12 protein-coding genes are annotated in these 12,288 nt (G+C 73.7%); 7 read left to right on the forward strand and 5 right to left on the reverse strand.

Features of this window, described 5'->3' with window-relative positions:
* Positions 1-76: 76 nt before the first annotated feature.
* A complete protein-coding gene (locus KYT88_RS10025; RefSeq protein ID WP_043586383.1) occupies positions 77-373 on the forward strand; it encodes a hypothetical protein in 297 nt (98 codons plus the stop codon).
* 92 nt (positions 374-465) lie between these two features.
* Here KYT88_RS10025 and KYT88_RS10030 read toward each other — a convergent pair whose 3' ends face one another.
* The 4 genes from KYT88_RS10030 to KYT88_RS10045 all read right to left on the reverse strand — a co-directional run bounded on the left by KYT88_RS10030 (position 466) and on the right by KYT88_RS10045 (position 5,596).
* Positions 466-1,494, reverse strand: coding sequence for an NADPH:quinone reductase (locus tag KYT88_RS10030; protein WP_043586381.1), 1,029 nt, complete (start codon positions 1,492-1,494; stop codon positions 466-468).
* Positions 1,495-1,535: 41 nt separating this feature from the next.
* Positions 1,536-3,101 (reverse strand): amidohydrolase, encoded by a 1,566-nt coding sequence (locus KYT88_RS10035; protein ID WP_043586379.1) that lies wholly within the window; start codon positions 3,099-3,101, stop codon positions 1,536-1,538.
* Positions 3,098-3,766 (reverse strand): FMN-binding negative transcriptional regulator, encoded by a 669-nt coding sequence (locus KYT88_RS10040; protein ID WP_043586377.1) that lies wholly within the window; start codon positions 3,764-3,766, stop codon positions 3,098-3,100. The genes KYT88_RS10035 and KYT88_RS10040 overlap by 4 nt, the downstream gene beginning before the upstream one ends.
* A gap of 114 nt (positions 3,767-3,880) precedes the next feature.
* On the reverse strand, positions 3,881-5,596 hold the full coding sequence (locus tag KYT88_RS10045; protein WP_043586375.1) for an AMP-binding protein: 1,716 nt from the start codon (positions 5,594-5,596) through the stop codon (positions 3,881-3,883).
* Between the two features lie 125 nt (positions 5,597-5,721).
* On the opposite strand from KYT88_RS10045, the gene KYT88_RS10050 reads away from it, so the two are divergent.
* Complete coding sequence (locus KYT88_RS10050; protein ID WP_043586373.1) at positions 5,722-6,558, forward strand: alpha/beta fold hydrolase; 837 nt, start codon at positions 5,722-5,724, stop codon at positions 6,556-6,558.
* A gap of 811 nt (positions 6,559-7,369) precedes the next feature.
* Here KYT88_RS10050 and KYT88_RS10055 read toward each other — a convergent pair.
* Positions 7,370-7,717: a LysR family transcriptional regulator gene (locus KYT88_RS10055; RefSeq protein WP_043586371.1), complete on the reverse strand. Its 348-nt coding sequence runs from the start codon at positions 7,715-7,717 to the stop codon at positions 7,370-7,372.
* A gap of 127 nt (positions 7,718-7,844) precedes the next feature.
* On the opposite strand from KYT88_RS10055, the gene KYT88_RS10060 reads away from it, so the two are divergent.
* The 5 genes from KYT88_RS10060 to KYT88_RS10080 all read left to right on the forward strand — a co-directional run bounded on the left by KYT88_RS10060 (position 7,845) and on the right by KYT88_RS10080 (position 12,223).
* The gene (locus tag KYT88_RS10060; protein WP_043586369.1) at positions 7,845-8,465 is read left to right on the forward strand and encodes a (deoxy)nucleoside triphosphate pyrophosphohydrolase; all 621 of its coding nucleotides are present in this window, start codon (positions 7,845-7,847) and stop codon (positions 8,463-8,465) included.
* Between the two features lie 32 nt (positions 8,466-8,497).
* The gene (locus tag KYT88_RS10065) at positions 8,498-9,688 is read left to right on the forward strand and encodes a sensor histidine kinase (RefSeq protein WP_043586367.1); all 1,191 of its coding nucleotides are present in this window, start codon (positions 8,498-8,500) and stop codon (positions 9,686-9,688) included.
* Positions 9,685-10,329 carry a response regulator transcription factor gene (locus KYT88_RS10070; protein WP_043586365.1) on the forward strand — a complete coding sequence of 215 codons (645 nt, stop codon included), beginning with the start codon at positions 9,685-9,687 and terminating at the stop codon, positions 10,327-10,329. Before KYT88_RS10065 ends, KYT88_RS10070 begins: the two co-directional genes overlap by 4 nt.
* A gap of 129 nt (positions 10,330-10,458) precedes the next feature.
* A complete protein-coding gene (locus KYT88_RS10075) occupies positions 10,459-11,514 on the forward strand; it encodes a DUF418 domain-containing protein (RefSeq protein ID WP_081840957.1) in 1,056 nt (351 codons plus the stop codon).
* Positions 11,515-11,563: 49 nt separating this feature from the next.
* Entirely contained in the window at positions 11,564-12,223 is a 660-nt protein-coding gene (locus KYT88_RS10080; RefSeq protein WP_051629349.1) for a VOC family protein, read from the forward strand.
* Positions 12,224-12,288 lie beyond the last annotated feature (65 nt).

Here is a 12,288-nt window from a genome sequence, read left to right on the forward strand (position 1 = left end):
CATCCGGCCCGTCGAAGGGGGACGACAACATGCACGGTCACGCCAGGAAGCACCGCACCACGGGTGGAGGGGCCGCATGACCGGCCCGCTCGCCCTCGCCATCGCCAACGCCGCCGTCATGGCGGCCGTCGCCCTCGCGGGGGCGCGCACCCCGCGGTGGCTCCGCGGTTCGTCGTGGGCGCTGCTCGCGGTCTCGCTCACGGTGCTCGCGCTGCACCTCCTCGGCGACGCGTGGGACCTCCCGACGCACCTGCTCGCCATCGCGTTCCTGATCTCCACCTGCCTGAACGCGAGCGCCCTCGCGCCGCTGGTGATGCAGCGCCTGCTCACCCGGCCGCCGCGCTCGAGGCGCCGGGTGGCGCGCACGGAGTAGCCCACGACCGCCGCGGCCGCCCTGCGGCGGGCAGACGGATGGCCGCATCGCCCGAGGGCGGTGCGGCCATCCGTCGTCCGGGACCCGTCGGATCAGGCGGGCGTCACGTCGATCAGCACCTTGCCGGTCACGCCGTCCTCGACCGCCTGGTGCGCGTCGGCCGGGCGCTCGAGCGGGAAGCGGGTGATCGGCAGGCCCGCGTCCTCGCCGACCGGCAGCGCGCCGTCGATGAGGGCCAGGTGGATGTCCGCGCGCGCGGTGTCGAGCGCCTCGCGGCCCACCGTGTAGAGCAGCAGGAACTGGTAGCGCAGGTTCTTCACGAAGCTGTCGACCACGGGCAGCGTGACGGTGTCGCCGCCGTTGTTCGCGTACACGGCGACCGAGGCGCGGTTCTTCGCGACCGCCTGGTTGAGCTCGGCGTTCTGCGCGGGGGCGACCTCGACGATCAGGTCCACGCCGTCGGGCGCGATGGACTGGATCTCCGCAGCCGCGTCGCCCGCCTTGTAGTCCACGACGTGGTGCGCGCCGGCGGCCGTCGCGAGGGCGGCCTTCTCGGGCGAGCTGACCGTGGTGATCACGGTCGCGCCTGCCCAGCGCGCGAGCTGGATCGCCGCGTGGCCGACCGCTCCCGCGCCGCCGGCGACGAGCACGTGCTTCCCCGCGAGGGCGCCGGGCGCGAGGCGCGACGGGCCGTCCTCGGAGACGGTCAAGGCGCGGTGCGCGGTGACCGCGGGGACGCCGAGGCTCGCGCCGAGGTCGAAGGACAGGCCGTCGGGCAGGGGTGCCACGCGGTCGACGGGCAGGACCGTCTTCTCCTGCGCGGTGCCGGTGGGGCGGCCGTGGGCGGCCAGCATGATCCAGACCCGGTCGCCGACGTCGAGGTCGGTCACGCCGGGGCCGACGGCGTCGATGACGCCCGCGCCGTCCTGGTTGGGGACGACCTCGGGGAACGGCAGCTCCTGGCCGGGCGATCCGCCGTCGCGGGATTTCCAGTCGGTGGGGTTCACGCCCGAGACGACGATGCGCACGCGCACCTCGCCGGGGCCGGGGGCGGCCTCGTCGCGGTCGACGGGCTGCAGGACGTCGGGGGCACCCGTGCGGGTGTAGGTGATCGCTCTCATGACGGGCCCAACGCCCGGCGGCCGCGTGGTGTTCCTGCCGGTCAGCCGCCGAGCGTGTCGTGCGTGAGGCGTCCGCCGAGGAGGGTCGCGGACACGCGCATCGCGCGGAGGTCGTCGGCGGAGGTGGAGGCGGCGAGCGGATCCGCGTCCACGACCGCGAGGTCGGCCCGCTCTCCCGCGGCCACGCGCGTGCGGACGGAGGCGTCGAGCGCGGCCGCCCGGTCGATGGCCTGCTCGGGGTGCCAGGGATCCCGGCCGTCGCGCGACCGGCCGACGGCGGCGCTCATGGTGGCCCACGGATCCAGCGGCGCGACCGGCGCGTCGGAGCCGAGCGCGAGGCGCGTGCCCGCGGCGCGGAGGTCGGCGAGCGCGAAGGCGCGGGCCGTGCGCCCGGCCCAGTAGACGTCGGCGATGTCGCGGTCGTCCATCGCGTGCTCGGGCTGCACGCTCGCGACCACGCCGAGCGCGGCGAAGCGGGCGACGTCCTCGTGCGTCAGCAGCTGGGCGTGCTCGATGGATCCGGCGAGCCCGTCCGCGTCGCGGTGCGCGCCCCCGAGCACCCGGTCGAGGTGCGCGAACGCGTCGAGCGCGAGCCGGTTCGCGTGGTCGCCGATCGCGTGGATCGCGGGCCGGAGACCCTGCCGCGCGGCCCGCACCATGAGCTCCCTGAGGTCGTCGGGCGGGACGGAGAGCTGGCCGCACGCGCCGCCGTGCGCGTCGCCGCCCTGGCCGTCGAGGTCGGGGTACGGTTCGAAGCAGTACGCGGTTCGGGTGTTGAGGGATCCGTCGGTGACGACCTTCGCGGGTCCCACGCGCACGAGCCCTCCGGTGCCCGCGAGCACGTCGCCCGTGCGGAGCCCCTCGTCGCGCGCCCGGTCGAGGTCCTGCGGCCAGACGCCGGCCTCCACGCGGAGCGCGTCGTGGCCGAGGGCGGCGAGGCGCCGCCAGCGGTCGGCGTTCCAGTCGATCTCGAGGTCGACCACGCCGACCACGCCGCGGCGCGCGGCCTCCCGGGCGACCTGCACGGCCTGCGCGTCGAGCGACGACGCGTCGCCCTCCTCCACGCGGTACATGAAGTCGAAGCAGTCGTCCTCGCGCAGGAGGCCGGTGGGGTGATCGCCGTAGCCGTGGGGCGCGAGCGCGGACGAGCTCGCCCAGCAGCAGTGCAGGTCGCCGCTGACGAGCAGCACGGGGGTGTCGCCCGCGACGGCGTCGAGCAGGTCCTTCGTGGGGAGGTCAGGCCAGAGGCCGTCGCGGAAGCCGTAGCCGACGAGCGCCTCGGGGGTGCCCGCGCGCGTGACCGCGCCGGATCCGGCGGAGGCCCGGCGGGCGGCGAGCGCGGTGCGCACGAGCTCGACGGCCTCCGCGGCGGACGACGCCCGCGACAGGTCGAGGCGGCGCGACACCTTGGTCCACTGCGTGAAGTGCACGTGGTTGTCCCAGAGGCCGGGGATGACGAACCGGCCGTCGAGCGCGCGGGTCTCGATGCCCGTCGCGTCCGCGGATCCGGCCGGCCCGACGGACGCGATGACGCCGTCGCGCACGAGCACGTCGACGGGCGCGTCGGATCCGGGCAGGCGACCGCCCGCGAGGAGCAGCGCGCTCACGCGTCGACCCCGGCGGATCCGCCCTCGATCCGCCCGGCCGCGCGCCGCATCTCCGCGGCGAGCGCCGGGTTCGGGTACTCCGCCCCGTGCTCGAGCTCGTGCAGCACGCGCTCGACCACGTGCGCCGGCTTGTCCTGGCTCAGCTTGGCCTTGGCGACGAACCGCGTGGCGACGAGGCGGAGGCCCACGGTGCCGGCGCTGATGCGGGCGGCGTAGGCCGCGTCCTCGAGCGTGCCCTCCATGCGGCGCGGCTCCGGCATGCGGTCCTCGAAGCGGTCGACCAGCTGGCCGAGCACCCGCAGGTTCTCCTCGGGGCTCAGGATCTCGACGCGGCAGGTCAGGTGCGCGGACACGTGGTTCCAGGTGGGCACGGCCGGGTCGGCGTCGTACCAGCCGGGCGACACGTAGCCGTGCGGGCCCTGGACGACGACGAGCACCTCGGCATCGGCTCCGTCGCGCTGGCCGAGCTCGTGGATCCGCTCGTCGGGGCGGCCGACGTGGGTGAGGAGGGTGAGGTCGTCGCGCGCCGGATCCAGCAGCACCGGGTAGTGCGAGGCGACGAGCCCGGCGCCCGTGCCGCTGACGATCGTGGCCCACGGGTTCTCGTCCACGAGGCGGCGGATCTCGGCGACGTCCTCGAGCGCGTACGACGGGTTCTCCCTCACCGGACGGCCCGCCGCGGCTCGAGGGCGGGCGGGGAGACGAGGGGCATGACGGGATGCTACCGGCCGCCGGACGCCGCTCCCGTCACGGCGCGGACGACCCGCGCCGACCGCGCGTCAGCGTCCCCGGAGCCCCGGGAACTGGTCGTCGCGCCACTCCCCGTCGAGCCGCTCGCCGGCGTCGGACGCGGCCACCTCGCGCTGCCGCAGCTCGACCCGGCGGATCTTCCCCGACGCGGTCTTCGGCAGCTCGCCGAACTCGACGCGGCGCACGCGCATGAAGGCCGGGCAGCGCTCGCGCGCGTGCTTCAGCACGGCGAGCGCCGTCTCCTCGTCGGGCTCCCACCCGGCCGCGAGGTGCACGTACGCCTTCGCGACGTTGAGCCGCACGGCGTCCGGCGCGCCCACGACGGCGGCCTCCGCGACGGCCGGGTGCTCGATGAGCACGCTCTCGACCTCGAACGGCGAGATCTTGTAGTCGGAGGACTTGAAGATGTCGTCGGTGCGGCCGATGAAGGTGATGGTGCCGTCGGCGTCGCGGCGGGCGACGTCGCCCGTGTGGAAGAACCCGTCGCGCATCGACTCGGCCGTGCGGGCGTCGTCGCCGAGGTAGCCGGCCATGAGGTTCACGGGCCGCGTGGTGAGGTCGAGGCAGATCTCGCCCTCGTCGGCGGGCTCGCCCGTGACGGGATCCACCAGCACGAGGTCGACGCCGGGGAGCGCCGTGCCCATGGAGCCGGGGACCACGGCGTCGCCGGGCGCGTTCGCGACGATGGCGGTGGTCTCGGTCTGGCCGTAGCCGTCGCGGATCACGAGCCCCCACCACTCCTCGATGCGCGCGATGACCTCGGGGTTGAGCGGCTCGCCCGCGGACATGATCTCCCGCAGCCTGCCCGGCCGCTCCCGGATCCCGGCCTGGATGAGCATGCGCCACACGGTCGGCGGCGCGCAGAACGTGGTGACCTCGGCCCGGTCCAGCTGCTCCACGAGCGCGTGCGCGTCGAAGCGCGCGTAGTCGTGCACGAAGACGGTGGCCTCCGCGATCCACGGCGCGAAGAAGCAGCTCCACGCGTGCTTGCCCCAGCCCGGCGAGCTGATGGCGAGGTGCACGTCGCCCGGCTGCAGCCCGAGCCAGTACGCGGTCGTCAGGTGCCCGACCGGGTACGAGACGTGCGTGTGCACGACCATCTTCGGCTTGCTCGTGGTGCCGGACGTGAAGTAGACGAGCACGGGATCCGTGGACGCGACCTCGACGCCCACCCGGTCGGCGGGCGCGTCGTCGGCGTCGCGGTAGTCGGCCCAGCCGCCGGGCACGGACGTCGCGCCCGCGGCGCCGATGGCGATGCGCGCGTACTCCCCCGGCACGTCCTCGAACACGGCCGTGTGCGCGAGGTCGGCGATGACGTGGCGCACGCCCGCGCGCTCGACGCGGTCGGCGAGGTCGGCGGATCCGAGCACCGTGGAGGTGGGCAGGATCACGGCGCCCGCCTTCATGATCGCGAGCATCGTCTCCCACAGCTCCACCCGGTTGCCGAGCATGAGCATGACGTGGTCGCCCTTCCGCACGCCGAGCCCCACGAGCCAGGTCGCGACGCGGTCGGAGCGCGTGGCCATCTCGTCGAAGGTGACCTGGCGCTCGGATCCGTCGCCCGCGACCACGCGCAGCGCCACCCGGTCGTTCCCGCGCGCGATCCCATCGAACCAGTCGACCGCCCAGTTGAACGTGTCCCCGACGTCCGGCCACTCGAACCGCGCGACGGCGGCTGTCCGGTCGGTGCGCATCTCCTGCAGGAGGTCGCGGGCGGCGCGGTAGGAGGAGTTGGCTCGGGTCATGGGTCCATCCTGCCGTCCGCGCCCGGGTGCCGGCGGCCGGGGATCCGCATCACCGCTCCGGATCGCCCACGGCTCCGAAGCATTCCAGTAGTGCACGAATCCATGCAAGACGGAAGGACCGCAGCATGACCGAGATCACCGCCCACCACGGGCTCCTCAAGGACACGAACCTCCACGTCGACGACACCGGCGGCACGGGCCGCCCCGTCGTCCTGATCCACGGCTGGCCGCTGTCCGGCGAGTCCTGGAGCAAGCAGGTCCCCGCGTTCGAGGCCGCCGGCTTCCGCGTCATCACCTACGACCGCCGCGGCTTCGGGCGCAGCGACAAGCCGCTCACCGGCTACGACTACGACACCTTCGCCTCCGACCTCGACGCCGTGCTCACCGCGCTCGACCTCGTCGACGTGACGCTCGTCGGCTTCTCGATGGGCGGCGGCGAGATCGCCCGCTACATCGGCACGCGCGGCGAGGCGCGCCTGCACAGCGTGGTCTTCGCCTCGGCCGTGCCGCCGTACCTGGAGAAGACCGACGACAACCCGGACGGCCCGCTCACGAAGGACGCCGCCGCCGAGATGACGGCCGGCCTCACCAAGGACGAGGACTCCTTCTACGACGAGTTCACGACCGGCTTCTACTCCGCGAACGGCGTGCTCAAGGTCACCGAGGCCGAGCGCCAGGAGGCCATCGCGCTCGCGCACCAGTCGAAGAAGCACGCGGCGCTCGCGTCGATGGCCGCGTTCGCGACCACGGACTTCCGCGACGACCTGACGAAGGTCACCGTGCCGACGCTCGTCATCCACGGCGACAGCGACGCGACCGTGCCGTTCGAGGGATCCGGCGAGCGCACCCACCGCGCCATCGCCGGCTCGGAGCTGCACGTCGTGAAGGACGCCCCGCACGGCGTCACGGTCAGCCACCCCGAGGAGTGGAACCAGGCCGTGCTGGAGTTCCTGAACAAGTAGCAGCTTCACGCCAAGAGAGGCCCCGGGACTGCGGTACGCCAAGTCCCGGGTAATTCTTATTGTCGCGACAACGATGCGCATCATTATCAGATTCCACAGCTAGCTTGCGTCAGCCACGCAGAGGCGACCTGAGGAGAAAACGCCCGAATTGGGGGTGCGCGGATCCTCTCCTGCCGCCTACTGTATACGAAGTAGAGTTCGTGAGCACTATTGCTCAGCGGCGCCACTAAGCGATGGGAGTGTTTTGATCGAGATCCTAGGCGGGCAAAATTGGGGAAGCGTGCCGGATTGGTTCGCTGCTGTTGGAACAGTTGCAACGCTCGGGCTCGGCGTATTTCTCTTCGCGTCGGACTCTCGCCGCAGGGCACGGTCGAATACCGACCCGGTCATCACATGGATGAGTCACGCTGGCACCGAGAGTCAGGGGTGGACATCAACCATTGAAATCGGCAATTTTGGCGACGTGCCGATGTTATCTATGTTTTTCTATGCCGGACCAAAAGGTGGCACGCTCGAATTTGGTGTGATCGATCCTGACGATCCCGACTTCTTCGGCTTACTACCGGGTGGTAGATTTCGAACGGTCACACAGCGAGATGACTCGCCCCTCGGTATCCCCGTGTACGTTGAAATAATGGATACAGCAGGTAGAGAATGGGTCCGAGACATCAGGACTAACAAATACATTTCGCGCTTCAGGTGGTACTTCATCAAACGCCGCATTCTGCGACAAAATGAACGCGTACGGGACCTCCGCCGTAGGGATCTGCAAGCCGCAGCAGGACCACGATGGAAAGTCCTCTAAAGCGCGTCAGCGCCCCTGCGTGCGCTTGTAGGGCTTCGGCTGGCCCTTGACCACGGGCGCGCGGCCCTGGCCCTTGGAGGCCTTCGCCTTCCCGCCGGCCGGCGGCTTCGGCGCCTCGGGCGGGGTGGACGGCTTCGCCAGCTCCTCGACGGCCTCCTCGTAGGCCAGGCGGCCGGTCTTCGTCAGGCGCGTCTCGGTGCTCTGCGGGTCGAAGACGGCACGGCCGTAGTGCTCCTCGATCGCGCGGATGGACGAGGCGAGCTTCGCGCGCGAGATGCCGAGCTGATCCGCCGCCTTCGGATGGTGCAGCACCTCGGCCGCGACCACGAAGTGACGCTGGTGGCTGATCTTCACGGGTGGAGCCTCTCGTCGCGGCGGATGCCGGATGTCCCACGGTACAGGCCGGGTCGGTGCCGCCCTGGCGCGGCCGGACGGGCCGGTAGCGTCGAGGCGGCGGACGTCGCCGACGGGGAGGCACGGGATGGCGGGACTCGAGGTCGTGGCGGCGGTGCTGATCCGCGACGGGCGCGCGCTCGCCTGCCGTCGCGCGGCGCACAAGGACGGCGCGGGCACGTGGGAGTTCCCGGGCGGCAAGGTCGAGCCCGGCGAGCGGCCCGAGGCGGCGCTCGCGCGGGAGATCCGCGAGGAGCTGGGCGTCGAGGTGACAGTCGGCGCGCTCATCGACCGCTCCGAGGTGCCCGTCGGCGAGCGCGTGATCGACCTCGCCTGCTACCGGGCGGATCCGGTCGGGCCGCTGCCGACGACGAGCACCGACCACGACGAGCTGCGCTGGGTGCCGCTCGCCGACCTCGGCGACCTCGACTGGTCGGCGCCCGACCTGCCGGCGGTGCGTCGCCTGGTGCTCGAGGCGCGGCACCCGGACGCGGACTGGGTGATCGACGTCGGCGCGCCGCCACGTGCTCCCGATCCCGCGCACGACCGGCACGCGGCGCTGCTCGCGGAGGCGTCCGCCGGCGCGCAGGCATCCCTCGACGCGCTCGCCGCGGCGGTGCGCGCGGCCCACACGGCCGGGCTCGACGAGCACCGCATCGCGGTCGCCGCCCGCCTGTCCCTGGCGCACGTGCGGGACCTCCTCCGGTGAGCGCGGGCCGACGGGCCTGCGATGCTGGCGATGTGACACCGCCGACCGATCCGCCGCCGACCGTCATGGCGGCGCGGCGGCCGCGGCTCGCCCGGTCCGTCTTCGTGCTCGGCGTCGGCGGGCTCACCCTTCTCGACGCGCTCCTCGCCGCCTCACCCCTGCAGGCCGTGATCGCGGTCGCCATGCCGGGGCTCGGCGTGCTGGTGGTGCGCGGCCGGATCCGCCCGTGGATCCTCGGCGCCGTGTCGCTCGCCGTCACCGCCGCATCGCTCCTCATCGGCCCCGCCCTCGGATCCGGCGCGCCGCTCGGGCTCGGCGAGTGCTTCGTGCTGCTGATCGCCGTGGTCGCGTCCTCCCGCACGGCGGTCGGGGCACGCGCCTGGGCCCTGGCCGGGATCGTCGTCGTCGCGGTCGTCGGCGTGCCGCTGCGGCTCGCCTCCTCCGACGCGCTGGTCTACGCGATCCTGCTGATGGCCGCGGCGGCCTGCGCGCTGGCCGCCGGCGCCGTGCTGCGCGACCTCGACGCCGAGCGCCGCCTCGCCCTCGAGATCGCCACCCGCCAGGAGCGCGACGGCCTCGCCCGCGACCTCCACGACGACTTCACCAACCGGGTGACCGGCATGATCCTCTCGGTGCAGGCCATCCGTCGGACGCTCGAACCCGCCACCGCCCCGCTCGACGCCGAGCTGGCGCGGGTGGAGGCCGCGGGCGGCGAGGCTCTCGCGTCCATGCGGGCGTGGGTCGCGACCCTGCGGGCCACCGACGTGGAGCGCGACCCGGAGCTGTCCGCCGCGCCTGCCGACGGGATCCGTTCGCTGCTCGACCGGTGGGAGGCGGCGTCCCCGGGCGGCCGCGCCGCGCTCGACGACGGATCCCCCGCCGACCTGCCGGACGAGGTCCGCACGGCCGCCTTCCGCATCGTGCAGGAGGCCGTGACCAACGCGACCCGGCACGCGGCCGACGCCCCGTGGATCCGCGTCGCCCAGCGCCACGACGCCGGGCACCTCGTCGTGGAGGTGACGAGCCCGCTGAGCGCGGGCACCGACGGCGGCGCGGATCCCGTCCCCGGTTCCTCGGGCCTCGGGCTCCTCGGCATGCGCGAGCGCGCCGCCCTCGTCGGCGGCACGGTGGCGGCGGGCCGGTTCGCCGCGGATGGCGGATCCGGGGATGCCGGATGCGTCTGGCGCGTCCTCGCCCGGCTCCCCCTCGGCGGCCCGTCGTGACCATCCGCGTCCTGGTCGCCGACGACCACCCGTCCGTGCTCCGCAGCATGACGCGGATCCTCGAGGCCGAGCCCGACATCGAGGTGATCGCCGAGTGCGCCGACGGGCTCGCCGCCCTGGAGGCGGCGCAGCGGCTCGTCCCCGACGTGGCGATCGTCGACATCCGCATGCCGCGCATGGACGGCCTCGAGCTCACGCGCCTGCTCGCGGGACCCCGGGCGCGCGTCCCCGTGAAGGTCATGATCGCCACGACCTTCGACCTCGACGAGTACGTCTACGGTGCCCTGCGCGCGGGCGCGTCCGGGTTCCTGCTCAAGGACGCGGGCGCCGGCCTCGTCGTCGCGGCCGTTCGGGCCGCGCACACCGGCGACCAGCTCATCAGCCCGTCCGTCACCGTGCGCCTGCTGCAGCACCTCGCGCCGCGGACCTCGGGCCCGCACCACCCCGAGCTGACGCCGCGCGAGACGGAGGTCGCCGCGCTGGTCGGCCGCGGGCTCACGAACGCGGAGGTCGGTGAGGCACTCGTGATCTCGCTGGGCACCGTGAAGTCGCACCTCGGATCCCTGCAGACGAAGCTCGACGCCCGCAACCGCGTCGAGATCGCCGCCTGGGCCTGGAGCTCGGGGCTGCTGCGGCCCTGAGCCAGCACCGTGCCCCGATCCGGTACCGCGGAGACCGGCCGAACGGCCGATGCCCGTGCACCGCGCCCGCCCGGAGAGTGGGGGACGGCGGCCGGCACGAGATCCGCGCCCCGCCGCGAGAGGCAGACAGTGACCGGCATCCGGCTCGATCCGCGCACCACCCCGACGGCCCGCGGGCCCCGCGCGTCCGGCGAGCGCATCCTCGCGCTCGACGTGATCCGCGGCGTCGCGCTCTGCGGCATCGTCTTCGTCAACATCGCGCCGCTGACGCGCTTCGGCACCGCGGCCGGCTTCTACGAGACGCCCGCGCTCGACACCGTGAGCGGCTGGCTGCAGCTGGTCGTGCAGCAGCGCTTCTTCCCCGTGTTCGCGCTGCTGTTCGGCATCGGGTTCTCGATCCTGCTTGCGTCTGCGACGCGGACCGCCGCCCGCCCGCGGCTGGTGCTCCTCCGGCGTCTGCTGCTGCTCCTCGCGATCGGCATCCCGTTCCAGTTCCTGCAACCGGGATCCGCGCTCCTCCCGTTCGCGGTCGTCGGGCTCGTGATCCTCCTGCCGAGCACCTGGCTTCCCCGGCCGGTGGTCGCGGTCGCGGCCGTGGTCGTCACGGTCGCGGGCGTGGTCGGCGCCGGCGGCGGCCTGGCGCTCATCCCGGGCGTGTTCCTGCTGGGATCCGCGCTGACCCGCTACGGCGCCGTCGAGCGGATCGGCCGGGCCCGACGCGGGTCCCTCGTCGTGATGGCGGTGGCGACCGCGTCCGCCGTGCCGCTCGTGCTGTGGCAGGCGACCGCCGTCGAGCAGTCCGGGTTCAGCGTCGAGTCCGCCGCGGCCGGCCTCGCCATGGCGGCCGCGTGGGCGGCCCTCGTCTCGTACCTCATGACCACCTGGGCCGCACGCCCCCTCCGGGCCGCGTTCGCGCCGCTCGGGCGCATGGCCCTCACGAACTACGTCGCCGCCGCGCCTCTCATGCTCGCCGCGGGTGGGCTGCTCGACCTCCCGCACGCGACGAGCTGGGCGCCCGTGCTCGGCACCGCGGTCGCCGTGCTCGTCGGGCAGGGGATCGTCAGCGCGCTCTGGCTGCGGGTCTTCACGCAGGGTCCGCTCGAGTGGCTGTGGCGCTGGGGCACGTGGGGCCGCCGCGCACCGCTGCGGCGCGTCTCCCCGACAGCGGGTCGGGCGGGGGCGTGACCTGACGAGCGCTTGACCTCAAGTGACCTTCAACTGCTGGGATCGGCGCATGATCATCCACGCCGTGACCCTGCCTGCCCGCGACAACGCCGAGGTGGCCGACGCCTACCGGGCGCTCGGCTTCCCGGTGCGCACGACCGAGGACGCCGTCGAGGTGGAGGTCGGGACGACCCGCCTCCGCTTCGACCGGGACCCCGGGTACCGCGGCGCGCACCACCTGGCGTTCACGATCCCGACGGGATCCTTCGCCGCCGCACGAGCGTGGATCGGCGAGCGCGCGGAGGTCATCGCGCCCGAAGGACGGGACGAGTTCGAGGGGCCGGGCACGTGGGACTCGCGCTCGGTCTACTTCCGCGGACCCGACGCGCAGGTGCTGGAGCTGATCGAGCGCCGCGCCCTCGCCCCCGACCCCGGTGCGCGCGAGCCGTTCCGGGCATCCGACGTCGTCTCGGTGAGCGAGGTCGGCGTCGTCGTCGACGACGTACCCGCCGCGGTCGGGCTGCTGGAGGAGGCCGGCCTGCACCCCTACGGCGGCTTCGCGACGGACGGGTTCGCCGCGGTCGGCGACGTCGACGGGCTCGTGATCCTCGTGGCCCGCGGCCGGCCGTGGGTCCCCGAGGGCACGCAGGAGGCGGCCGACGTCCCGGTGGTCGTCGACGCGGGCCTCGGGCGGGAGGTCGTGCTCGGTCCCGGCACGCGGATCCTCTGACGCCGCGGCGTGAGGCGCGAGGCGCGGGTCGGGATGGGGCACGCCCCCGCGCGGGGGCTGGGGAC

The organism is Clavibacter sp. A6099 (assembly GCF_021919125.1).
GTDB lineage: Bacteria > Actinomycetota > Actinomycetes > Actinomycetales > Microbacteriaceae > Clavibacter > Clavibacter seminis.

Coding starts and splice junctions, on each gene's coding strand:
- KYT88_RS10025 (WP_043586383.1), top strand. CDS start 77: ATGACCGGCCCGCTCGCCCTCGCCATCGCCAACGCCGCCGTCATGGCG.
- KYT88_RS10030 (WP_043586381.1), bottom strand. CDS start 1,494: ATGAGAGCGATCACCTACACCCGCACGGGTGCCCCCGACGTCCTGCAG.
- KYT88_RS10045 (WP_043586375.1), bottom strand. CDS start 5,596: ATGACCCGAGCCAACTCCTCCTACCGCGCCGCCCGCGACCTCCTGCAG.
- KYT88_RS10050 (WP_043586373.1), top strand. CDS start 5,722: ATGACCGAGATCACCGCCCACCACGGGCTCCTCAAGGACACGAACCTC.
- KYT88_RS10060 (WP_043586369.1), top strand. CDS start 7,845: ATGGCGGGACTCGAGGTCGTGGCGGCGGTGCTGATCCGCGACGGGCGC.
- KYT88_RS10080 (WP_051629349.1), top strand. CDS start 11,564: ATGATCATCCACGCCGTGACCCTGCCTGCCCGCGACAACGCCGAGGTG.